Genomic DNA, 22,454 nt, shown 5'->3' on the forward strand with positions numbered 1-22,454 from the left:
TTACGGCTTCAAAAAAATGAGGTCGACCAGAAATATCTGGTGACCTCATAATACGAACGGGACACGATAGCGTGGAGGTGTTTTAGATGAAGGTAAACCAGTTCGAACAATCCATCCTCATTCAAACTCCCATCGAAACAGTGTTTGCCTACTTAGTCGATTTTCAAAACCTGAAGCAACTCCAACCTTTTGTGACTCGGGTGAACACAACCCCTTCTGAACAAGAGAACGTTGTACGCCTGGAAGTGACAGAGCGAATCATGGTGTTTGGTTTCCTTCCTGTCAATACTACTTTTCCATCTATTGCTCATATCCTACCAAATGAATCTCGCATCCGCTTTGAAACAAAGGCTTTCCCCAAAATCCATATTCAAAACGAGTTTGTACTTCACAAAGACATTGGGCAAACACGGGTGGAGGAGAAGGCAACATTTATTTGTCCTTCCTATGTGGAGAAGTTTGCTTTTCAACAATTTACATTCGCTCACCACAAGATGTTCGCCCAGTTGAAGATGCAGTTGGAGAAGCGGTGAATTTCTACCGAATAATATATCGAGTGGATCTGCAGAAGTTTCTGGCTGAGCAATGAGCAGATCTCGTAAGGGGAATCCATGTCTTATTTGAAACTATGTAAAATAACAATCAACATCGAGCAGATGGCCGTGGCGATCTGCTCATTTTATTGAACTATTGGGCAGTAAAGTTACATAAGGAAATGAGGAAACAGGGTGAACATCGTTGATTAATGGGCTGTCTACTGGCAGAATTACACCGTTATTTAGCGCTTAAAATGACTCTGGAAGGAATATCCTTATTGTTAGGGAACTATAATAATTAGCTTACTTTGGACTTGTAGGAGGTGGTTCGGTGATTTGTCGTAAGCTCAAGGTTATTGAACGAATGTCCGAAGGAAATGGGCTACGAGTAGAGCATGAAGAAATTACGATTCAAGGAGTGTCCATTGATTCAAGAACAGTAAAGCCAGGTAACCTATTTGTCCCGATAATCAGACAATTAGATGGTCACGATTACGTTGAAGAAGCATTTTCAAAAGGGGCGGCAGGCTCGTTCTGGCAAAAGGATCATCCAAACCCGCCAGTTCATATCCCGTTAATCTACGTAGATGACTGTCTAAAAGCGCTGCAAACTCTTGCCGCTAATTATCGTAAGGAATTATCAGTCAAAGTAATCAGCGTTACTGGCAGTAATGGCAAGACTACAACAAAAGACATGATAAATTCAGTGTTGGGAACAACCTTCCGAGTGCATAAAACAATGGGGAATCTAAACAGCCAAATAGGAGTTCCCTTGACCATTTTAGAAATAGACAAGAGCGCTGAGGTCGCAGTTATAGAAATGGGGATGAGTGAGCGTGGTCAGATCGACCGCCTCTCCTGTATGGCTAAGCCAAACGTAGCCGTCATCACTATGATTGGTGTTTCCCATTTATCGACTCTTGGATCTCGTGAAGAAATCGCAGCCGCAAAGTTAGAAATTGTAAATGGTTTAGAGGATGATGGGGTGCTAATCTACAATGGAGATGAACCGCTCTTAACCGAAGGAATTAAAAGAATTAACATCGGGACACCGATAAATACCTGTAGCTTCGGCGAGTGCGAGACAAATGATTTTTATGTTGAGTCTATAGTAACGAACGATGAAGGGTCCTTTTTTACAGTCGGTGAAAATAAGTTTTACATGCCGCTTCTTGGTGCTCATAACGTTTTAAATGCACTTGCCACAATTGCCGTTGCATCAAAAATGGGCTTAGATCTATCTGAAGTGGATGAGGGTTTTCGTTCCTTGAAAGTAACTGGAATGAGGATGGAGAAGATTGCCTCTTCCTTGGGGTTTACTATCATTAATGATGCTTGGAATGCTAGTCCAGTATCGATGAACGCCGCAATAAAAACCTTTGAGGAATTGACAGGTTATTCTAAAAAGCATCTAGTCTTAGGAGACATGCTCGAACTTGGTGAACAAGAGCAAGAATTTCATCGAGACGTAGGACGTCGAATTGATCCGAGTAAGATTGATTTTGTTTATACAGTCGGCACTCTCAGTGAGCACATAGCACTTGAAGCAGAGAAGCGATTTCCGAATGGTAATGTCCTTGCGTTTCAAGACAAAAAGGAGTTAGCCCGTGTATTAAAAAATCAGGTGAAGCAACACGATATTATTTTGCTGAAGGGGTCAAGGGGCATTCAGTTGGAGGCACTTCTGCCGAGTTTGTTACAATAACAGAATGAAGCAGTCGACTATTGGCAGCGTGGATCAGATAATGGTACACGAGCACGGCGATGGAACTGATCCATCGCTTTTTCAATATACGCCGCGCTCAACTAACTGGCAGTAGTGTTGCACAAGAGGTGTTTTTACCGCATAAGTCGAACATGATTGAAACGAGTTGGTGGAGGTTTCCAAATGTGGCTTATAAAGAATTGATTCTCGATGTTGCAGGGGTGCTTGCTACCAATTTTTCTCCTCATTTTTGGCAAGAACTTTCGAAAGAGTCGAATATAGCTAATGAGATGCTTTTTCATTTTAGAAAGGAAATGCGTGAAGAGTTATGGACTGGAAAGATGCCAGAGGAGGAGTTCTGGAACCAGCTGTGCATGAAATTTCCTGTAATTAATATGGACAATGCAAAAGAAATCCTTATTTCAAATATTCGTCCATTACCAGCTATTGAGAAAGTACAGACATGGAGTAAATACGCAAACATCCATTTATTAAGCAACCATCGCATAGAGTGGATTCAGTCCATTCTAAAACCAATTGAACCCTATGTACGCAGTATAACAATATCCAGCCAAGTAGGTTATTGTAAGCCTAATCCTGAAATATACGCTCTTGTTCATGAACGATTAAGTCACCAGAGAGACATATGGTTTGTTGATGACCAAGATAAAAATTTTAATGAAGCAAAATTGCTCGGGTGGAATACCATTTTAGCCGACGAAAACGGGGGCTGGATTCACAAAATCACTTCACTATTGTCAACTGCTGAATCTTAATTCAATGCAATAATAGGTCGACCACTATTGAACTAACGAAGAACAATAGCTCAATGAACACCAGAAAACGGCAGCCGACTTAGTTGATCAGCTGCCGTTTTCTCACTAACAATACAGGTATAGCTCATAGTTTACCAAATATTTAAATTTTTGATGAGACATTATTTTCTATTCGTTACAATTTTCTGGTCTGTAGATCGAGCCAAAAATCAGTCTCGGGATGGTTAAAGAACATTTCTAGTCGAAGTAAGATGAGATATAACAATAAGTTAGAAAGGTGATGTGAAAATGTCTCATCCAATGATCTCTTCGAATGAAGCGAGTTTATTTACACAATCCACAGTAAGATCAAGTGATGGTACTCGGATTGGATACCAAAGTATCGGAACGGGACCTGGAATTATTATGGTTCATGGCGCCTTGAGGGATTCCAATGATTATACGCGCTTAGCAATTGCTCTTTCGCCTTCATTTACCGTTCACATAATAGATCGAAGGGGTCGTGGCATGAGTGGACCCCAAGGTCCGGACTATGATATCAGTAAAGAGTGTGAAGACGTTCGAGCTGTCCGGGAGGCAACGGGTGCCAATTATTTGTTCGGGCATAGTTATGGTGGACTTGTTTCGTTGGAAGCGGCTAGAAAGGAATCCCTCATCACAAAATTAGCACTGTACGAACCCGGGGTACTGATTCAGCCAATGGACGATTCTTGGATGATCGAATACGAGAAGGCCTTGCAGAGGAACGATTTCAGGGGGGCTTTTACCAATTTTGTGAGAGGAATGAGCGATACCCCATTAACACGTCTTCCCAATTGGTATGCGAAATTCATTTTGAGGATTATGGTACGCGGAGACCAATGGAACAAGATTGCCCAATTATTACCGCAAAACTTAATTGAACACCAGGAAGTGATGCGCCATGCTTCTTCCTATCCGAATTACAGAATAATTGATGCAGACGTTTTGTTGATCTCGGGAGACAAGAGTCCCAACTCCACAAAGGAAATGATTAAGGAATTGAACCTCACTATATTCCGTTCCAAAATAGAAATTCTCCCCAAACAGGACCATTTTGGTCCAGAGAATGAAGGCGGACCGGACAAAGTGGCGCAGGTTCTCAAAAGCTTTTTTCTCGATTCTTAAGAAACTGAATCATGCCACGATTATTAAATAAAACTTTAGATACGATAGTCCAAGAAAACCAGATTGCAGCCTGTTCCGTTAACACAGAACGATAGCATCATGACCATAGGCTGACGAAATCATCGTCGGCCTATTGAAGTAACGGGCAGTAGAGCGTGGTAATTCCAATTTGAAATTAAGGATTTAATAGGTCGTGTTACGAAATTTTCTGTAGTATGTTCAGCTAAGTAGAACGATTGCTACATAAAGACAGAACAAAAAAGCAGGCGTGAGGCGACCTGCTTTCTTAATCAAGATTGAATATAGTTGAGTAAGAGTAAGGAAATTTATAGTATGTATTTCCAAAGAATCCAAGAAATAAATGCTGATATCCAAGATATGAATCCGAATACCATCACTATTTTATTCTCGCTCCAGCCATACTTCAAACTAAAGTGATAATGAATAGGTGCCATTCGGAATATTCTCAATTTGGTTTTCTTGTAATACCAAACTTGCAAAATGACAGATAGTTGCTCTGCTAGATAAACAAAAAATAATATCGGAATCAAAATTTCAACCTTTTCAATTACAGCCAAGAAAGCAAGAGAACCACCTATTGCAAGAGACCCAGTATCACCCATAAACGCTTTTGCTGGATAAATATTATATATAAATAAACCTAACAAGCAACCAATCATTACTAATGAGAAAGTCTGTACTTCAATTTTTTCCGAAATCACAAAAAAGAAAAAGAATGTTGGTATTGCAACGTTTATTAGAAGTCCATCCAGGCCATCAGTAAAATTTATTGCATTGGCTGAACCCACAATAAATAACATCATTAATATCAGATATGCGAAAATTGGTAAGTGGAGGTTAAACCCTTTAAATAGGGTGATTTCTGAACTCAAATTGAACTGATAAAGTAACACAAATAACAATGCGATAGTAAAAGCGAATTGAAAAATCAGTTTTGTTTTTCCTGAGATTCCAGAGGGGTCTTGAAAAGCAGCCTTTTTAAAATCATCCATGAACCCCAATATGCCAAATAAAACAAAAGTTGCTCCAAGGAAAAGTACCAGTGGCTTAGGATGGAAGTATGCTGATGTAATTACCCCTATAAGTAGAATAATGCCTGCCATCAGCGGAGTACCACGTTTTACTTGATGGTCCGGTGGCAACTCTACCCTGATAGGTTGAGTTAGGTTTAAACTACGCAACGCCCATATTAAAATAGGTGTTAACATAGCAACAAGCAGAAACGAAATACTTATAGCACTAAATAATGAACTCTCCATTGGATTGGTTCTCCCCTAACGATATCTTTCAGTTTTATTATACGTCTAGTATGTTGACAAATATTCCTTTGCTTTATTTAAGGAGATAAACACCTTCTCTTAAATGGAACATTATTCCAATATTTTACTCGACATTAATTATATCAACAATCTGCACTTGGTGGAATATCTTATCAGGCCATTGCACTAACGGATACTTTAGCTCAATGAAGGCATGACGCAGCAGGACATTACGAACGATCCTTGCAAGCCTCCTCGGTTGCGAACAATTTCTGATACTGAATTAAACTCATCGGTTCTTGCTAAGCCATTCGAATCACATTCAGAACATTCGTTTGCGTCAAGAATACCAAACAAATGTTCTTGTTGGGAGTTGTTTCTGAGTTAACGGGATGATAAGATTTCAAATAGAGATGGAACAGTAGTATAAATCAACCCCCAAAGGGAGGGAAGCTAATGCAGCATCCTCTTCATGATTTTGTTAGTCATTGGATCAAGCGTACGTCTCGCGAGTTGGATCGGTTATGCGACCGGAGGCTGGAAGCGTATGGATTGACGGCATCCCAAGTTAATGTATTGGAACAGTTATGGAGTTACGGAGATGGAATGACGCAGAAGGAGTTGCACGAAAAGTTGGGCATACGTCCCGCGTCACTCACGAATTTGCTCGATGCGCTCGTTACAGGCGGTTGGGTCGTGCGAGTGCCTGATTCGCGAGATGCGCGCGTCAAAAGGATCATTCTCACGGAGGCGGGACAAGCCCAAAGAGATGTTTGCTTGGGCATTATGCAAGAGCTCGAAGACATGACTCGGCAACGTTTGACGGAGGAAGAAGTGTCTACGATGCTTGAGCTGCTAAGAAGAACGCATGGCCATTTGCCTACGGAGAAAAATAAGGGCGAATAGCCTTTTTTTTAATTATATATTTAGCTTGACTAAAATTATGTTTGGCTAAATAATAAGTGTAACAAATATTCTAAAAAGTGAGGATAATACTATGAAATTCAAGGAAATCATGAAAGATGTTTACTTGCTGCCATTAGGAAACGTGAATGCTTATTTAGTCAAAGAAGGAAACGAACTGATTCTCATCGATACCGGTGCGGTAGGCAATGCGTCCAACATCACGGCCGCGATAAAGTCAATCGGTTGTCAGCCCCGCGATCTGAAGGCGATTCTGCTCACGCATTGTCACCCCGATCATGCCGGTAGCGCGGCCGCCCTGAAGCGAGAAGCTCCTCAGGCGACGATCTACGCTGGAGTACAGGATGCTCCCATCTTAGAGCAAGGGCTCAATCAGAGAACGATGACGGCTTCTCCGGGTATCATGAACAAGCTGTTATTTCGCATATTCGTCTCGGACAATGCAGTCGAAGCGGTTGCTATCGATATCAAGCTGAGCGATCAAGACATCATTCAGTTGGCGGGCGGAATTAAGGCCGTTGCCATTCCGGGCCACTGCCAGGGCCAGCTTGCTTACTTGCTGCCATCGCACGGAGGTGTTTTGTTCGCTGCCGATGCCGCGTCGAACATAATGGGACTCGGTTTTAGTATCGGGCATGAAGACATTGAGGTGGCGAAACAAAGCCTTCGTAAACTAGGGGAGATGGAATATAACATCGCATGCTTCGGACATGGCAAGCCGATCATGAAGCATGCATCAAGGAAGTTTCGGAAGAAATGGGGAAGTCGGTAAGAGACGGGACAGGATCGTTAGCTCAAGGGGCTGTCCCACAAGGTCAGTACCACACGCTCTCAATAACGATTCACAGACCAAACATTGCATCATCGACGATCATATGATCAAGCGAGTCATCCAGCTCAAATAATCTAAAGGAGTGTCCAACTACACAAATGTTCCTACATTAATTGGTGAGTAAGAAGCTTGAGAAATCAGGCTTTTATTTTTTTATGTAGGAAAATTTGTGTCGCGGCAAAACGCACAAAAGTTCCTACATTGTCGTTGAACGACACAAATCTGCTTACATTGTAGCGAACCCAATATAATCGTAGAGCTTGATTGACCGATGAGTACGAGATAACCGGTTTCATTTTTATTAGATCACAAGCTTAGTACATTCAACACAATGAGGCTGCGGCTAATTGATCTGTAGCCTTGCTACGGGCAGTTTAGTATGGAAAAGCCTGCAGTATTTTTTTGTTGTAAATACAACAAAAATGATGTACTATTTTTTTACGGCGTTTGAAAAATACAGTATTAGTGGAGTTGCAATTATGAAGGAAATTCTACGTGAGGTTGGAATGATTGCTAGGGCACTGGATTCTATAAGTAATATAGAATTTAAAAAATATGACCTTACAAAAGGACAGTACTTGTACCTCGTGCGAATATGTGAAAATCCAGGAATTATTCAAGAAAAGTTAGCTGAAATGATAAAGGTAGATCGAACAACAGCTGCTCGTGCTATAAAGAAACTGGAGATTAATGGATTTATTGAAAAGAATGATGATCAATATAACCAAAAAATTAAAAAACTATTCCCTACAGAAAAAGGGAAATCTGTTTACCCTTTTATAAAAAGGGAAAACGATTATTCCAATATGGTCGCACTATCTGGATTTTCCGAAAGTGAAGTAGAAACGATTTTTAACCTGCTGCAAAGAGTCAGAAAAAATGTAGAAAAAGACTGGGAGTTTGTAAAAAAGGGAAACATGAGAAATTATTGATTTAGTAAAAGGAGGACAAATAAAATGACTATACATATAAAAAAGTGCACATTTGAAGATCTAGGATTACTTCAAGAGATTAGTGTTGAAACATTTAATGAGACATTTAAGAATCAAAATTCACCTGAAAATATGAAAGCCTACTTGGAAAAAGCATTTAACTTAAAGCAATTAGAAAAAGAATTATCAAATATCTCTTCGGAATTCTATTTTATTTATTCTAATGAGGAAATTGCCGGGTATTTAAAACTAAACACCAATGATGCTCAAACTGAAATAATGGGCAATGATTCGCTTGAAATCGAGAGGATTTATATAAGGAAAAAACTTCATAAACAGGGGCTTGGTAAATATCTAATAAATAAAGCCATAGAAATAGCGATAGAACGGAATAAAGAGAAGATCTGGCTAGGGGTTTGGGAAAAAAATGAGAGCGCAATTACCTTTTATAAAAAAATGGACTTTGTACAAACAGGAGCCCACTCTTTCTATATGGGTGATGAAGAACAAATAGATTTTATAATGACCAAAACACTCATATAAGAGCAAACAAGGAGGAGAAAAACCATGTATATTCCGTTAAGTCAAAACCATTCCGTACAAAGGCAAGAACTTGTCATTAATCAATTGGAACGGATTCAGAATGGAGACGAACAAAAGATTGCCTCTCTTATGAAAGCAAATTAGGATCTATATTTTTAGCTTTAGCTGACAGTATTTGGGGTGGTATGTACGTTGTTGTTAAAATCATAGTTTCGGTCATAAACGTGATTTCTTAATAATCATAGCTATTGGAGTCATTGGTAATACCATTTCGATTGTTACTCAGGAAATAGGTACATTCAGCCCGTGGTTGGGACATTACTTGGATGGCTTTTCCTAGGAGAGAACATTGGTGTAACGTTTTGGATGGGCTCCATCCTAATTGAACGGACGGAACACGATAGTGGAGGAGCTTGCTTCGGGCAGCTCCTCTATTGTTTTATTGAAGTAACGGACAGCATAGAATAATAAGAAGTGCCTAGGAACTAAAGGATTAAAGTAATCTTTGGAGGAATCGGAGTTTATGGTAATAGGTCGTTTTCCTGAGCGTATTGTAGTTATTGGGGCAGGGATGGCGGGCTTGGTATGCACTTTGGAGCTTATGAAACAAGGATATAACGTGCGTTTATTAGAGGCAAATAGTCAACCGGGTGGTCGCATATACACGATGCGGGATCAATTTGCCGATGGATTGTTTTGCGAAATCGGGGCTGCCTTCATTGGAGCGCATCATTTTCTCACATTGAGTTATGCTCAGCAAGCCGGGGTTCAATTAATAAATTTACCAGTCCCCAATAGAAGCTTGTCATATATCGACGGGAGATTAATAATAGATTCTCCGGCTGAACCTGCACTATGGCCTGTTTCACTTACAGCCGAGGAAAGAATTTTAGGATATGCGGGAATGTTGGAAAAGTATCTCAAGCCGGGGCTTAAAGCGACGGGAAATCCTTTTTTGCCGGGCTGGCCAACAAAACAAGCGGCACAGCTCGATTCAATGACAATGGAAGAATATCTTAAAGGTCAAGGAGCATCTTCGGGTGCGATTAAGCTGTTTGAAATCGGATATATGCAGATGCTAGGTGATGGTATTCGCAAAGTATCTGCATTACAGCGACTGCTTGACCTAAAAATGGCCAGTTCCGAAAGTAGTGCAAAGACTATAGTAGGTGGAATGGATCAACTACCGAAAAAGCTAGCCCTTACAATTGGCTCTAATATCAGTTATGGATGTGCTGTGACGCATATTGAACATAGTAATAAAGGAGTAACTATCCAATTTAATAATTCCGGCGAAGTTTTCACTATCTGCTGTGATCGGGTCATTGTGGCCATTCCCTCTACAGTCTTGCGTACAATTCATTTTTCTCCGCCACTTAGCAAAGAAAAAAATGATGTCATTCAAAATCAACTTTCAACTTCCGTTACGCGTACCGTCATACAAAGCAGAACTAGATTCTGGAACAACTTAAGTTCCTTTACTACAGTAAATACGGATCTGAAAATTGGATGGTTGCTTGATGCTACATTCACTCAAACGAAATCAAAGAGGGGGTTAATTTGTTCATACTCCTCCGGTGAATCGGCGCGAGAAATATCTAGAGCTGGTAATTTTAATTCAGCTGTATCAGAAATCAAACAGGTGCTTCCTGAATTGTCGTATCATTATGAAGGTGGGACGGTCTTTTCTTGGGATCATAATCCTTACTCTCGAGGTGCGTATGCTTGGTATAAGCCGAAACAGATGATTCGAATGCTCCCAACACTGTCTGCCGAACAAGGTAGAATTTACTTTGCTGGCGATCATACAAGTCTTTTTCCCGGTTGGATTGAAGGTGCGATTTCTTCTGCGTTACGAACTGTAAATCAAATTATTGCCGGAAACAGCATATAGTACGGTAATGTATGTATTAATAACTAGTACGAGACAATACCCTAAGCCATGAGGTTGCCGTGGGATATATTAGAGCTTCACAATAGTAAAAGAACGATCGGCAGCCTTGCTACGCAAACGGGCAGTTTAGTTCCAATATGTGGTAATACTGGCTGCATTGGTTTAATTCTTATAATCTCTACTATTATTACAAGCAGCGCACTGATATCAGGTGACCGCCAACGAGCTAATGATAATTCAGAAACCAACAATGATAAAAAACAAAGGGACAGTATCTCTATAGCATGTTTTCTTGCAGCTATCCCGATTTTACTTCTTTGGGGATATCTTAAATATTTCAAGTGAACAAACGATTGAGCTAACGGAGACTACAGTTTAAACATGACAAAGCTGCCAGCTCGATTGGCAGCCTTGTTGCACAACTGGCAGTATAGTTGAACGGAATAAGTAAGGTAAAGTTATCGAAACAAGAACGAATCTGTATGAATTATCGAACAGAATTATACTCTTTTCTTAAAAAAGCACTAATCTGTATGAATTTTCACACAGAATTATGGAATTTGCTGTTTAAAAGGTATTTATGTATGAATTATCGAACATATCCTTCGTTCAAACCATGATTCCGCTACGGATACGATAGTTTAATACTTTACGTCAGTTGGCCAAGACGATCGGAACTTCAAGGTCCTTTGTCCGTTAATACATAGACCTTTCTTCAGGCATCTTCCGTTTCGACAGGTTTAATCAATTCATGCTTCATTAAATTTAAACCGCACCGTATAAAGTTCCAGCAGCAATCCGCACGTCACCGCCACTCATTTCCTCCTCTGCATAATGGCATAGCCGTGTGCAGGCTCTTGCAATGCCAGCATTATGTAACTTATTGTTTCGGTTAATGGCAATAATTTATGTCTATTCATCTTATTCCACCTCACCATATCGTCAAACTGTATAGTTGTCGGGGCAACCGTGATGCTGCTATTTCTCCCAAAAAAACGCCCCGTGCCTTGACCGCATCATGCCGGTGTGATTCCGTCATGAACGCGTTCATAACACGGGGAAGCTTCAATAAAAGCGATGGTCAGAGTATCGGCAAGGTTAAAACTGCTACTTTCTAATTTCAAACGTAATCTCTTTTTTCAGCGGGATCGGGTTGAAGTCGCGCAGCATAGTAATTTCGTAAGAGTCTTGCTTGGACGTTCTAATGCCGGCTTCGAAATAGTCATCCTCCGGCCGCTCGGAACGCGTCACCCCGTCGATTACCGCAACGCCGGGACGCGGATCGTACAATTCCTTCAATTCCGGTGTATTGTTTATTTTCTCTTGATAAGCTTTCTTGAGGTCCTCAGGAATGCCGAACTGGATGCCCAAGCGGACGTCTTCCGGACGATCCTTCTTGATTTTGAGCCACAGGTAACCATTTTTATAAAAGCTATCGAGGATCGTAAATTGTTTATCCTTAAAGCGTACCGTTTTCGGAAGCTTTTCGCCGGACGAGAGCGTAAATGAGGCGCTCGGCGTCTTTTCCGTAAGATGGATGCCGTTTAGGTGCAAGGTTAGCCGTTTCACGGATGGGTCGAAATACGGCGAAGACATGAACTCCATTTTGTTGCCATCCCAATCGCCAGGCCGAGCAAGGCTATCATATTGTTTCTGCGGTTTATCCGCCAAAAGCGGGTATTTGTTCCCCTTGTCATCGGTAAGATATGGGTCAAACTCCTGCGAATTATTGCCAAACCAAGCAAAGTTCAAATAATGGGTTGCGCCCTGCCCAATTTTCACATCAAGGTGCGTATTCGTAGGCGTGATCTTGAGCTGATCCAAGGTAAACGATGGAAGATCGGGGTCTCCGGCCACCTCGACCTGTTGATGAAGCGGAACAATAAGGTCTTCGCGCCATTGCGACTTATCGAACGGCACACTGATATCGAACAAGAACTTTGAGCTTTTTCCAGGAGAATGCTCGTATACCTTAAACCGCAGTTCCTTCGGGTTCTTGTTTATAAAATCCTTGACTTGTTGCGGCGTCAGGAACAATTCGGAAGTTTCGACTTGGATTGGCTCCTGGGTTCCGTCATCGGACTCGACGGTGCCCCCGCCGCCTTGACCGATAGCTTCCTCGAAGTCATAGCTATTGATGTTATAATTCGTGATTTTTCTCTGGTCTACATCCAAAACGCCGTTTTCCCGTTTGAACGCGTTTTTCTTAATCTCGTCGGACTTGACGAACGTTTTGTAGGAAAGCTTATCGCCGGTCAAATAGACGTCGCTGATGCCGATGGTGACGTCGCCGAACTGCTTCACGACAGGAGCGGTCGGTTCATAGCCATAGGAGCGCGCATTGCGGACGCCGTCATAGCCCCGTACTTCATCCAGCCAGTTTAACACGCCGGAGAAGCCTGGAATGCCTTTTACCATATTGGCGAACGTCGGGGAAACCTGAGCGCCGCCGACCGAAGCGACTACGGCTAAAGCACAGGCCGCGGCAATGGTGAAGCGCGCCTTCCTGATGCGCCGCCGGATTGGCCTACGGGCCGGGATAGCAGGCATCGATTCTGCCATGTCCGGGACGTCCTTAGCGAATTGAAGCAGCGATGGCGGGGCTGGAAGCTCTTGAAGCGATTGCGCGAGCTCTTCTTTGACTTGTTTATCACGTACCGATTTCAACATTCCATCACCTGCTTTGGGTTAGGTTGCATCATTTTTTCGTTCAATTTCAAGCGGGCGGCGTGCAGCCGCGATTTGATCGTGCCCTTCTTCACGCTAAGCACATCGGCGATTTCATCCAGCGACAGCTCCTGGTAATAGTACAAAATGACGACTATCCGGTGGTTGACGTCCAGCGACATCACCGATCCCAGCAGCTCGTGGCCCGCTTCCTTGCGGATGAGCGCGTCGATCGGGGAGGCTTGCTCATCCGGCACTTCAATCTCCTCCAGATCGCCGGTCCGGCTGGCCAATTTCGAACGCTGTCTGGCCAGATCGAGCGCGCGGCAGGCGGTCAAATGATTGAACCAGTTCTTAAAATTGCGGATATTTTTGCCGTTCATTATGGCTTGATACGCTTCGAGCAACGCATTCTGCACCGCATCCTCCGCCAGATGCGAGGAACGCAGTATCGCGGCCGACGTGCTGTAGACGCGGCCTAGCAACGGCTCGACCAGCTTGAAAAAAGCTTCTTTATCTCCGTTCCTGCACTGCTTGATATATAGCTTCTCCTGATCCATTTACGTCACCTTCCTGACTTCCTCTACCTTATAGGCGAACGAAACGGGGCTCCGGTTCATTGATTCCGCAAAAAAATTTCTTCATGATACTTGCATATCGCCGCGATCAAGGCGTCGGCCGTCATGTACGGCTCGCCTGCATTGATCCGGTACACCAACCGGTCCGCAGCGGTATTGATGCCATCCCGGATCGTAAACAGCAGCCCGATGCCTGCGTCCTCCGCCGCTTGAAGCGTCTCTTCATTGTACGCCCTGTACGGAAAAGCAAGCAACCTCGAATGATTGCCAAGCTCGGCGCGGAGCCGCTCGTTCATAAATGTCAAGTCGCTGCGAATCCGCCTGCGGTACTCTTCGCCCGACTCGGTCCGCTTCCGCTGGGTCAGATAGGCGGGATGGGTCATCGCGTCCGCGATCGGCCCGAAGGTTGCACAAGTATTGAGAACGATTCAGCCTGTAGGCAAAGGACTGTAGCAAAAAAACAACCCGCGTGGAACGTAACTCCTCGCGAGTTGCTATCGTTATTGCGGAAGATGAACCTTCATCTCCAGCTCCTTCAGGAACGTCACAGGCGTCATGCGCTTGGTTAGCACCTTAAGCTGTGCTGTCGAGTCCACGGCCGGAAATTCAAGCTCGTATTGGTAGACGCCGTCCTCTATGCCAACCAGTTTCGTGCGGATCGCATCAAGCTGCTTCCCGTTGTGTACAAGCCAAGTGCCCGTCTTCTGAACGGATGCCGTTTCTCCGGCGATCGCCAGTTTCAGAACGGTTTTATCCTTGCCGAAGTCCACGCCGATTACCGACACGCTGCCGATTTTACCTTGATCGAGCGTCAGCGGATATTGACCGGTTAATGGCGCGGTCACATTTGCTTTATCCGAGAACATCGTGCTTGTATCGTCGTACCAGCCTCCTACATACGGCCTGATGGTCAGCTCCTTGGGCTTCCCCTGCAAAGGCTTCACATTTTCGGTATATTGGGGCACGAAAGAGCCATCCGGCTGCTCCTGTCCTTTCTCACTAGCCTTTTGGTATTCGTAAATCCATTCGTTGTCGTCCGTGACCAAATAACGCATTTTCATGAGCTGTTCATCGACATCTTTCGCAATCCCATCCGGGACGTGACGGGCCAAGACAAATTCGGTCGTCTCCGGAGAGGCAGTCAGCGACTTCAACGTGAATGTGGCCCCGCCGTACTGCTTTTGGATGTCCGGGTTCAAATTGAAGGTTTTTGTGTCATGAGTGACAACCGGCACTGCGGCGGTTTGGTTTGCGGTAACGGCGGTTGCATCGGCCCGAACGGCCAGCGGTGCAAGTCCTCCAAATAATACGGCTGCGCTTAATACGGCAATGGTAGTTTTTTTCATTGTGGTTTGCTCCTCCTCTTTTTGGGTCGTACACCTTATAGGCGAACGAAACGGCGACTCGGTTCATGGATGAACCGAATTCGATTTTAATTCGCCTTAAGATAAGGAGGTGTTTTCGTCCGGCCAAGCGGCGATGATTCGAGGCGAAAAATCAGCACCTCCACAATCCCTTATATGGAGAAAATGGAGGATATGATGATGTTGAACAAACGAAAATGGTTGTCCGCAGGACTAGGTTTTGCATTGCTTACCATGGCGCTGCCTCTTTATGGAGCGTCAGCTGCCCCGGCAGAAATCGGAGCCGGCGTACTAACCCTTGAACAGGTCGCCAAGGAAATCGAAGGGAAGCAGTCGCTCCCGTTTTACGTGGAGCGGAAGGAGACGACCACCTTTGAAAATGGAACGAGCAAAGTTGTGTCATTCAAGGAATGGCAGGATGTTCCGAATGCCCGGTACCGATCGGAGATCAACTATGACGGAAGCGGCAAAACGATGAGCACCTCGATCATCAACGGAGATGACGGAGTTTTCATCACGGAAGGGAAAACAAGCCGAATAAAGCTGAACGGGATGGAATGGTACAGCTATTCCAACATATCCAAGCAAAAGCTTAAGTTGCTGTTAGAAGATAACGAAGCTCCGGTTTTTAAAGGAGAAGAAACGCTCCTTGGCCGGGCCGCCTATCACCTGTCGGGTGCAAGCAAGCAATTGAATCGAAAATTCACGGATGCCGAAGGGATCGAGAGAGTGGAAAACGGGGGCGTCCCGGCCAGAGAGCAATGGTTCGACAAAGAAACCGGTATATTGCTGAAAGAAACCACAACCGATCCGCGTGGCGGCGGCAGCGAAAGTATCGTAACGTCGGTTGATTTCACGTTGGTCTTCGGCAGCGATACCTTCAGTTTCGAAGCGTCCAAAGGCGGCACCGACGCCATTAAGGTAACCATTGACGGTACCGCGCAAAGCTTCGAGCAGCCGCCGGTTATAATCGAAGGCAGCACGCTTGTGCCGCTAAGGGCTATTTTTGAGAAGCTGGGCGCCACGATCGACTGGAACGAAAAGGAACAATCCGTGACAGCCAAGAAAGGAACGACGATGGTGTATTTGAAAATCGGCGATAAAAATGTCACGGTCGGCGGTTCGGCCAAAACGCTAGAAGTGCCGGCGCAGATCGTGAACGGCCATACGATGGTCCCGGTCCGCTTCATCGGCGAGGCACTGGGGGCAGAAGTGAAGTGGGAGCCTTCGTCCCAAACGGTTATTATTACGAATAAATAACGGGATAAAATAAATTAAACCTTGGTTTGGGTCGCGGCTGGTCGTGCCCGAATTAAGGTTTTTTCACATCCGTTAGTTTCTTTCTGGGTCATTGGAGCGGCCAACGAGATAATCTAGACTAACGTCGAAATTATCTGCAAGAGCAAGAAGACCATCATAATCTGGCCGTCTGTTACCCGACCCATAGTGGCTGATTGAACGAACGGAAACCCCGAGGACTTGGGCGAGTTCCTCTCGTTTGACCTGATTTTGCTCGCGTAGCTCGTTTAATCGTTCGGCGATGGTAGGCATAAGGCTCACCGCGAATAAACTTAAATTAAGCGTATAAGAAAACGTTCGTCGGGAAAGAATCAAGTTCTTTAGTTGAGTAATGAAACAAGAACAGGCGCCGCGGCGACTTGCTCTTGTTCGTTGAAGTAACTGGCAGCATAGTTCAATAAGTGAACCTTTACAACCGAACATACATTCGATATTATGAATATGGGTTATTATTCCAGATGTATCTTATTGCCGAATATTCTCAATAAAATGGAGGCTTCAATATGATTAGCTTAGACGAAAGCACGATTCTTCGGTATAAAGGATTTATAGAGTGGACGGACACCTTACATGATGTGCACGAAAGCATTTGGTTACAACCGATTGATGAAGGAAAAGCATCAGTAGGAGAAATTATTTCGCATCTTAAAAATTGGGATACTTATCTTATCTCTACGATCATTCCAGCAATTAAAGATGGGGAAGGAATGACATTTCCAGATTTCGATTCGTTTAACAAAATCGCTTATGAATACGCCAGATCGGGAATTTCTAAAAATCGTCTGCTTGATGAATTTAAGAAAACCCGTCTTCAGTTAGTTGAAATACTATTAGCTGAGCATGACGTTGTTGCTAAGCATGTTACTGCGAACGGAGTAGAAACTTGCCCACACACTGGAACCCCCTATTCTCTGCTTTACATCATTCACGAATTTAACGATCACGACAATCATCATAAAAATCAAATCTTAACGGTAATATAACTCTTTCCGCTAACGGAAAACGAGAGCTCAGCGCGGTTCATCGCTTTTAATACGTTCTGCCATCCTCCAAACAAAGGATAATTGAATAGATTCAAGAAAGATGGGAGCTATTAATGGCTTCCAAATCCGCTTTACGGGATTCGAGGTCTTTGTAATGTTGCTTGATGACCTTGATTTTTTCAGCCTGTTCGGGCGTAATGAGTCCGTCAATCGCAAGCTCCAGTTCGGGAAGTTTGCTTCCTCGCTGTTAGCAATTAAATCACCTGTCAATACTGGAAATTAAAAGATCAGTAGATGAGAGGTGTTTTCATATGTTTGCAGTAAACAAATAGAAAGCACTCCTCAAGAGTGCGTAATAGATTATTTTATCACGTAAAAGATTTTAACTTCCCGTATTGAATTACCACGACAAAGCCCGCAATACCTAAGAAAGTAGCCGCCACTGCCAAGCAGAACGAGTTGCGGGAGCCGATCCATACATCATGAGCGGGGGCTTGAAGGAATCCGGCCGTAACGGCGGTGAACAAGGAAATTCCGACGTTTTGTGCAAGTCTTTGTACAGCACCAATTGTCGCTTGATGCGCGGTGCCGACAGTTTGCATGATAGCCACCATGTTGGACGGTTGGAACAGACCGGCGCCCGATCCATAAACAAAAAGCATGAAGCAAACTACGGATAGGTGCCAGTTCGGGGGCAGCAAAGCAAGAATCAGAAGTGGAACTAACATACAGCAAAGTCCGACTGTCATTAATCGGAAAGTGCCCCAGCTCCCCATCAGCCGGCCGGCTATATTGGAAGTCAATACAAGCCCCAAGGGCAGCAACAAATTCACCAAGCCGAGCTGCCAAGGGGCATACCCGCGTCCTTGCTCCAAATAATAGGGGACGACAACCATACAAAGACGTGTAACCCCCCCATAAGAAAAAATCGCATATAAAGAGACTGTGAAGAAACCGTTCCGAAATAACGATAATGCAACAATGGGATTGGCAGTCCTTTTTTCTCTTTGGATAAACAGGAGCATAAGGATTGCGAAAATCAGAATGTAGACGTAGGTGCCGGAATGATGAGCTCCTAGCTGAGAGCATCCATAAACAAGAGAAAATACTGAGGCCGATAGCAGCAGACTGCCTGAGAAATTTAACGGCTGGTGCTTGCTAATTGGGGCTTCTTTACCTTTTAAGACATATCGGCAGGCAAGTAAGCAAAGGAGGCAAATAGGGATATTTATTAAAAAGAGCCATTCCCAGCCTACCGTGGATAAAATGATTCCACCCGCCAACGGTCCGAGGACATGTCCTAAACCGAAGAAGGCGGCTAGAGCCCCAAGTGCCTCGCTCTTTTTGGCTGGGGATACTAGGGTTGTAATTAGGGCGGCTGAAGTCGCCTGAAGCATGGCGGCCCCAATCCCTTGTAAAATTCGAAATGCAATCAGCTGTATCACGGATTCCGAAAAACCGCAAAGCAGGGAGGCAAGCGCAAATAACGCCAATCCTACGGAGTAAATGGTGAGACGTCCATAGCGGTCGCCCAGCCTGCCGAAGACGACAATACAGCCGCATATGACAATCGTATAAAGGGAGATGGTCCAAGCTACCGTCGTTACAGTCGAATGAAACTTTTGAATAAGGGAAGAAATCGCAACGTTGAGCACTCCTGAGTCTAGAGTCGTAAGGAACATACCTATCCCGGCTACAAGTACGATGGAGAGATAGGCCTCATTAGTAACCGAGCGTTGATCAGCAGCAACCTTCATGCTTGTACCCCCAATCGAATGGATGCCAATAATGGATCTAACGTTACCTGTATTCTAAGACATAAGATGCTATTGTTCCAATATATAAATTGTATTATCATAATAGGCAGTAACTATAACTGGTTCTGTGTAACCTCAGAGTCTACAATGAAGAAGAAGTTGAATCATGAGGGGGAAATTAATTTGAAGTATGTGATGGATTGCGCTGAGGGACGGATACGATAGTTCAACAAAGCACCGTGGCAGCCGACCAAAACGATCGGCTGCCTTTTCCATGCTGAAGGGCAGTTTTGTTGAACGAGTTGTAAATATAACATTTTAAAGTAAGAGCATTTCTTTGTAATGAGAAATGCTTTTTATATTTGTCAAAATAAAAACGATATTTCAATAACAATAATAATATAATAAAAAACAATATTAATTTATTGTAAAACGATAAATCATATGATAAAATCATGTTGTCATTAATAAGTGAGGTGTTGTAAATGAATGCTAAACGAGGTTCAACCACTTTCTTAAAGGTAATTATTTTTCTGGCTGGAATCCCAGTTCTTGCATTTTGCATATTTTTGGTGCCTAAGATCGGGAATTTTGCTGGAGAATTGTATCCGGATATTGCTTCTATGAAATCTCTCGTTTTAATCGATATGTACGCGGCAGCGATACCTTTTTACTTTGCTCTGTATCAAGCTTTTAAACTTTTAAGCTATATTGATAAGAACCAAGCGTTCTCGGAATTATCGGTAAAGGCTTTAAAGAACATAAAATACTGTGCCATCACGATCAGTACCTTGTACCTGCTAGGTATGCCACTTTACTATCTCATGGCGAAAAGAGTTGACCCTCCAGGTATCATGCCAATCGGATTAGTCATTATTTTCGCCTCTATGGTGATCGCCGCTTTTGCTGCTGTTCTCCAAAGACTTTTACAAGAAGCTATTCATATAAAATCAGAAAATGATTTAACGATCTGAGGTGAACATCATGGCGATTATCATCAATGTTGATGTGATGTTGGCAAAAAGGAAAATGAGCGTAACCGAACTTTCGGAGAGGGTTGGAATTACTATGGCGAATCTTTCCATTCTGAAAAATGGGAAAGCAAAAGCGGTTCGTTTTTCAACATTAGAAGCGATATGTAAGACTTTGGATTGTCAGCCAGGTGATATTTTGGAGTACAAAAGCGACGAAGACACTCAATAAAAACAGACAACTAATTTATTTAACCAACGGAGACTGTAGCATCATAACAGACAAACAAAGCAGGCGCTGCGGCGACCTGCTTTGTTCATTGATGTAACGGGCAGTTTTGTTCAGGAGAAGGACAATAAACGCCAATATGAAATTTATTTACTTAGGATTTCGTACCAATAAGGAGTGAGTTCGTTATGAACAAAGATGAACTTGGAAAATTATATCCAATAACAGTTGTTCCTTACGATGGAAATTGGACTGTATTGTTTAAAAATGAAAAACAATTTTTAAACAATCTTCTTGGCTCAGAAATAGCGCTAAGAATAGAACATATCGGAAGCAGCGCTGTACCAAATTTATCATCCAAGCCAACAATTGATATTTTAGTGGAGATTCCAAATGAAAGTGGAATTTGTGAATTGATAATGAGCAAGATGAATGAAAATAACTATATACACTTGAAAGAGCAGAAAAATCATATGATGTTTATTAAAGGTTATTCCCCGACAGGATTAGAATAGGAATCCTTCCATATTCATATGGGGTCAAAAGATTTGGACTTACTATGGGATAGAGTGTATTTTAGGGACTACTTACGTGAGAACCCTACTGTTGCCAAACAGTATGAAGAACTAAAGCTTAAATTAGCGGAAACTTATAAGTATGATAGGGAAGCCTACACTGAAAATAAAACGGAATTCATTAGACTAATAACCAGATTAGCAAAAGAGAGGCAATAAATCTTGTATTCATTGAACTATCGGAGAACGGGTTGAATAACACGATTAATAGGCAGGTGCCGCGGTGCCTACTTGTTTTTTGAACTAATGGACAGTTTATCGCCGTGCCATCTGGATAATTGTGGTAAAATGAAAATGGCTATCTTACATAATTTTTAAGGAGCGATTATGAATAATAACGTTAGTAAAATTCTAGGTACGATCTTTATGTTAATGAGTGGCCTGTTTTATACTACTGAAAGAATAGTTGCCAAAATTGCAGCAGCAATTGTAGCAGCTGGGTACGCATCTACTGGTACAGGAACAGATAGCTCCGCAAGATACCCAGAGTTCTTTGAGAATTTTTTTGTTTGGTTTTTCCTCTTGATAGGATTTGTATTATTAGTTTATGGATTTCGGAAGATAAGTGAGTAATTTTTACCACAAATAAAATCATGAATCGTGAAAGACCTATTCTATACGTAACACATGACGAGGACGATGGAATGTGGCAATTTCTCGATGGTGGAGAAGTAAAAGAGGAAGACGTACGCATACTGTCGTTAAAGCAAATAGTTAACATTGACCCGAGCTTGATCCAATAATCCGATCTCCCACTAGGCTGGGTTGCATGGAGAGATAAAAGAGATAGCCAGTGGATCAGAGAAAAAAGATAGGCACTCATCATTAAAGGAAAACGATAGTGGAGGAGCCTGCATAACGGCAGCTCCTTTTTTTGTTCATTCAAGTAACGGGAGTTATGCAGGAAGTGGTATGGGCGAGTTTGGTATGAAAGGAAGAAGATATTTCCGAAAAGGCGGAGTTAATCGCACGCATCAAGTGCATGTGTTTCAAGGGGGATAATTTAAAAGAAAGCCTCGCCAAACAGTTCCCAAAGGATATTGAACCTTATATTGGCGGTAAAGATGCATTTGTTAAAGAGCTAGAAAGAAGAGCGCTAAGTTGGTACAAAATGGGCAAGAAACGATAGTTCAATCAATAAAGCATCACCGGAATTGAGAATGCTATATAATGACTCCCTTTCACTTACCGCCGTACTCCTTTGTAGTATCATTTTGGATACTTAGTATTAAATATTTGCGTACTTTTTGTGCGTTACTAATTATAATACAATGAAATGGCTGAGAACAATTCAAATAAAAAAGGATGATGAATATGAGTAAAAGTCAAAAAATGATGCGAGGTGTTGGGTATTATCAGTTTTATCCGATCAATCACCCTGAAAGTCTATCCTGCAGAATCGGATTGTCCGCTGGTTAGACATAAAAAGTAGCATATATATTTTTTTCTCGAATATTTCGATA

The 22,454-nt window shown here is 42.9% G+C and carries 22 protein-coding genes and 5 pseudogenes; 19 read left to right on the top strand and 8 right to left on the bottom strand.

Features of this window, described 5'->3' with window-relative positions; translation table 11 throughout:
- Positions 1-86: 86 nt before the first annotated feature.
- The 4 genes from ACFQZT_RS06935 to ACFQZT_RS06950 all read left to right on the top strand — a co-directional run bounded on the left by ACFQZT_RS06935 (position 87) and on the right by ACFQZT_RS06950 (position 4,163).
- Positions 87-533, top strand: a complete 447-nt coding sequence (locus tag ACFQZT_RS06935; protein WP_379298023.1) for an SRPBCC family protein — start codon at positions 87-89, stop codon at positions 531-533.
- A 334-nt stretch (positions 534-867) separates the two neighbouring features.
- On the top strand, positions 868-2,241 hold the full coding sequence (locus ACFQZT_RS06940; RefSeq protein ID WP_379298025.1) for a UDP-N-acetylmuramoyl-tripeptide--D-alanyl-D-alanine ligase: 1,374 nt from the start codon (positions 868-870) through the stop codon (positions 2,239-2,241).
- 59 nt (positions 2,242-2,300) lie between these two features.
- The gene (locus ACFQZT_RS06945; protein WP_379298027.1) at positions 2,301-3,017 is read left to right on the top strand and encodes an HAD-IA family hydrolase; all 717 of its coding nucleotides are present in this window, start codon (positions 2,301-2,303) and stop codon (positions 3,015-3,017) included.
- A 405-nt stretch (positions 3,018-3,422) separates the two neighbouring features.
- Positions 3,423-4,163 carry an alpha/beta fold hydrolase gene (locus ACFQZT_RS06950; protein ID WP_379298346.1) on the top strand — a complete coding sequence of 247 codons (741 nt, stop codon included), beginning with the start codon at positions 3,423-3,425 and terminating at the stop codon, positions 4,161-4,163.
- A gap of 326 nt (positions 4,164-4,489) precedes the next feature.
- On the opposite strand, the gene mraY is transcribed toward ACFQZT_RS06950, so the two are convergent.
- The gene (mraY, locus tag ACFQZT_RS06955; protein WP_379298029.1) at positions 4,490-5,443 is read right to left on the bottom strand and encodes a phospho-N-acetylmuramoyl-pentapeptide-transferase; all 954 of its coding nucleotides are present in this window, start codon (positions 5,441-5,443) and stop codon (positions 4,490-4,492) included.
- A 456-nt stretch (positions 5,444-5,899) separates the two neighbouring features.
- On the opposite strand from mraY, the gene ACFQZT_RS06960 reads away from it, so the two are divergent.
- The 8 genes and pseudogenes from ACFQZT_RS06960 (at position 5,900) to ACFQZT_RS06995 (ending at position 10,913) form a co-directional block, all read left to right on the top strand.
- Positions 5,900-6,349 (top strand): MarR family winged helix-turn-helix transcriptional regulator, encoded by a 450-nt coding sequence (locus ACFQZT_RS06960; protein WP_379298031.1) that lies wholly within the window; start codon positions 5,900-5,902, stop codon positions 6,347-6,349.
- Positions 6,350-6,440: 91 nt separating this feature from the next.
- Positions 6,441-7,139 (top strand): MBL fold metallo-hydrolase, encoded by a 699-nt coding sequence (locus ACFQZT_RS06965; protein ID WP_379298033.1) that lies wholly within the window; start codon positions 6,441-6,443, stop codon positions 7,137-7,139.
- 539 nt (positions 7,140-7,678) lie between these two features.
- Positions 7,679-8,131, top strand: coding sequence for a MarR family winged helix-turn-helix transcriptional regulator (locus tag ACFQZT_RS06970; RefSeq protein ID WP_379298035.1), 453 nt, complete (start codon positions 7,679-7,681; stop codon positions 8,129-8,131).
- A 24-nt stretch (positions 8,132-8,155) separates the two neighbouring features.
- A complete protein-coding gene (gene paiA / locus ACFQZT_RS06975; RefSeq protein ID WP_379298037.1) occupies positions 8,156-8,674 on the top strand; it encodes a spermidine/spermine N(1)-acetyltransferase in 519 nt (172 codons plus the stop codon).
- Positions 8,675-8,710: 36 nt separating this feature from the next.
- Positions 8,711-8,818 (top strand): annotated as a pseudogene (locus ACFQZT_RS06980) (FMN-binding negative transcriptional regulator); the annotation flags it as partial.
- Positions 8,819-8,823: 5 nt separating this feature from the next.
- Positions 8,824-8,972, top strand: a pseudogene (locus tag ACFQZT_RS06985) (DMT family transporter); the annotation flags it as partial.
- Between the two features lie 225 nt (positions 8,973-9,197).
- The gene (locus ACFQZT_RS06990) at positions 9,198-10,568 is read left to right on the top strand and encodes a flavin monoamine oxidase family protein (RefSeq protein ID WP_379298039.1); all 1,371 of its coding nucleotides are present in this window, start codon (positions 9,198-9,200) and stop codon (positions 10,566-10,568) included.
- A gap of 48 nt (positions 10,569-10,616) precedes the next feature.
- A complete protein-coding gene (locus ACFQZT_RS06995) occupies positions 10,617-10,913 on the top strand; it encodes a DUF5316 family protein (protein ID WP_379298041.1) in 297 nt (98 codons plus the stop codon).
- 373 nt (positions 10,914-11,286) lie between these two features.
- Here ACFQZT_RS06995 and ACFQZT_RS07000 read toward each other — a convergent pair.
- The 5 genes and pseudogenes from ACFQZT_RS07000 to ACFQZT_RS07020 all read right to left on the bottom strand — a co-directional run.
- Positions 11,287-11,488 (bottom strand): annotated as a pseudogene (locus tag ACFQZT_RS07000) (PadR family transcriptional regulator); the annotation flags it as partial.
- Between the two features lie 187 nt (positions 11,489-11,675).
- Positions 11,676-13,238: a hypothetical protein gene (locus ACFQZT_RS07005; protein ID WP_379298043.1), complete on the bottom strand. Its 1,563-nt coding sequence runs from the start codon at positions 13,236-13,238 to the stop codon at positions 11,676-11,678.
- Positions 13,232-13,795 carry an RNA polymerase sigma factor gene (locus ACFQZT_RS07010; RefSeq protein WP_379298045.1) on the bottom strand — a complete coding sequence of 188 codons (564 nt, stop codon included), beginning with the start codon at positions 13,793-13,795 and terminating at the stop codon, positions 13,232-13,234. The genes ACFQZT_RS07005 and ACFQZT_RS07010 overlap by 7 nt, the downstream gene beginning before the upstream one ends.
- A 56-nt stretch (positions 13,796-13,851) precedes the next feature.
- The gene (locus ACFQZT_RS07015; protein ID WP_379298047.1) at positions 13,852-14,196 is read right to left on the bottom strand and encodes a polysaccharide deacetylase family protein; all 345 of its coding nucleotides are present in this window, start codon (positions 14,194-14,196) and stop codon (positions 13,852-13,854) included.
- Between the two features lie 117 nt (positions 14,197-14,313).
- A complete protein-coding gene (locus ACFQZT_RS07020; RefSeq protein ID WP_379298049.1) occupies positions 14,314-15,159 on the bottom strand; it encodes a DUF5643 domain-containing protein in 846 nt (281 codons plus the stop codon).
- Positions 15,160-15,351: 192 nt separating this feature from the next.
- On the opposite strand from ACFQZT_RS07020, the gene ACFQZT_RS07025 reads away from it, so the two are divergent.
- On the top strand, positions 15,352-16,437 hold the full coding sequence (locus ACFQZT_RS07025) for a copper amine oxidase N-terminal domain-containing protein (RefSeq protein ID WP_379298051.1): 1,086 nt from the start codon (positions 15,352-15,354) through the stop codon (positions 16,435-16,437).
- A gap of 72 nt (positions 16,438-16,509) precedes the next feature.
- On the opposite strand, the gene ACFQZT_RS07030 is transcribed toward ACFQZT_RS07025, so the two are convergent.
- On the bottom strand, positions 16,510-16,899 hold the full coding sequence (locus ACFQZT_RS07030; RefSeq protein WP_379298053.1) for a helix-turn-helix domain-containing protein: 390 nt from the start codon (positions 16,897-16,899) through the stop codon (positions 16,510-16,512).
- An 80-nt stretch (positions 16,900-16,979) separates the two neighbouring features.
- Here ACFQZT_RS07030 and ACFQZT_RS07035 point away from each other — a divergent pair, with 80 nt between their 5' ends.
- Positions 16,980-17,459: a DinB family protein gene (locus ACFQZT_RS07035; RefSeq protein WP_379298055.1), complete on the top strand. Its 480-nt coding sequence runs from the start codon at positions 16,980-16,982 to the stop codon at positions 17,457-17,459.
- Positions 17,460-17,827: 368 nt separating this feature from the next.
- On the opposite strand, the gene ACFQZT_RS07040 is transcribed toward ACFQZT_RS07035, so the two are convergent.
- Positions 17,828-19,216, bottom strand: coding sequence for an MFS transporter (locus ACFQZT_RS07040; RefSeq protein WP_379298057.1), 1,389 nt, complete (start codon positions 19,214-19,216; stop codon positions 17,828-17,830).
- Between the two features lie 485 nt (positions 19,217-19,701).
- On the opposite strand from ACFQZT_RS07040, the gene ACFQZT_RS07045 reads away from it, so the two are divergent.
- The 5 genes and pseudogenes from ACFQZT_RS07045 to ACFQZT_RS07065 all read left to right on the top strand — a co-directional run.
- Positions 19,702-20,190 carry a DUF2975 domain-containing protein gene (locus tag ACFQZT_RS07045; RefSeq protein ID WP_379298059.1) on the top strand — a complete coding sequence of 163 codons (489 nt, stop codon included), beginning with the start codon at positions 19,702-19,704 and terminating at the stop codon, positions 20,188-20,190.
- Between the two features lie 10 nt (positions 20,191-20,200).
- Complete coding sequence (locus ACFQZT_RS07050; RefSeq protein ID WP_028776701.1) at positions 20,201-20,419, top strand: helix-turn-helix domain-containing protein; 219 nt, start codon at positions 20,201-20,203, stop codon at positions 20,417-20,419.
- A gap of 185 nt (positions 20,420-20,604) precedes the next feature.
- Positions 20,605-21,150: pseudogene (locus tag ACFQZT_RS07055) on the top strand (GrpB family protein).
- 168 nt (positions 21,151-21,318) lie between these two features.
- Positions 21,319-21,564 (top strand): hypothetical protein, encoded by a 246-nt coding sequence (locus ACFQZT_RS07060; protein WP_379298062.1) that lies wholly within the window; start codon positions 21,319-21,321, stop codon positions 21,562-21,564.
- Positions 21,565-21,903: 339 nt separating this feature from the next.
- Positions 21,904-22,120 (top strand): annotated as a pseudogene (locus ACFQZT_RS07065) (GrpB family protein); the annotation flags it as partial.
- Positions 22,121-22,454: the final 334 nt, after the last annotated feature.

Source organism: Paenibacillus sp. GCM10027628 (genome assembly GCF_042676385.1).
GTDB lineage: Bacteria > Bacillota > Bacilli > Paenibacillales > NBRC-103111 > Paenibacillus_E.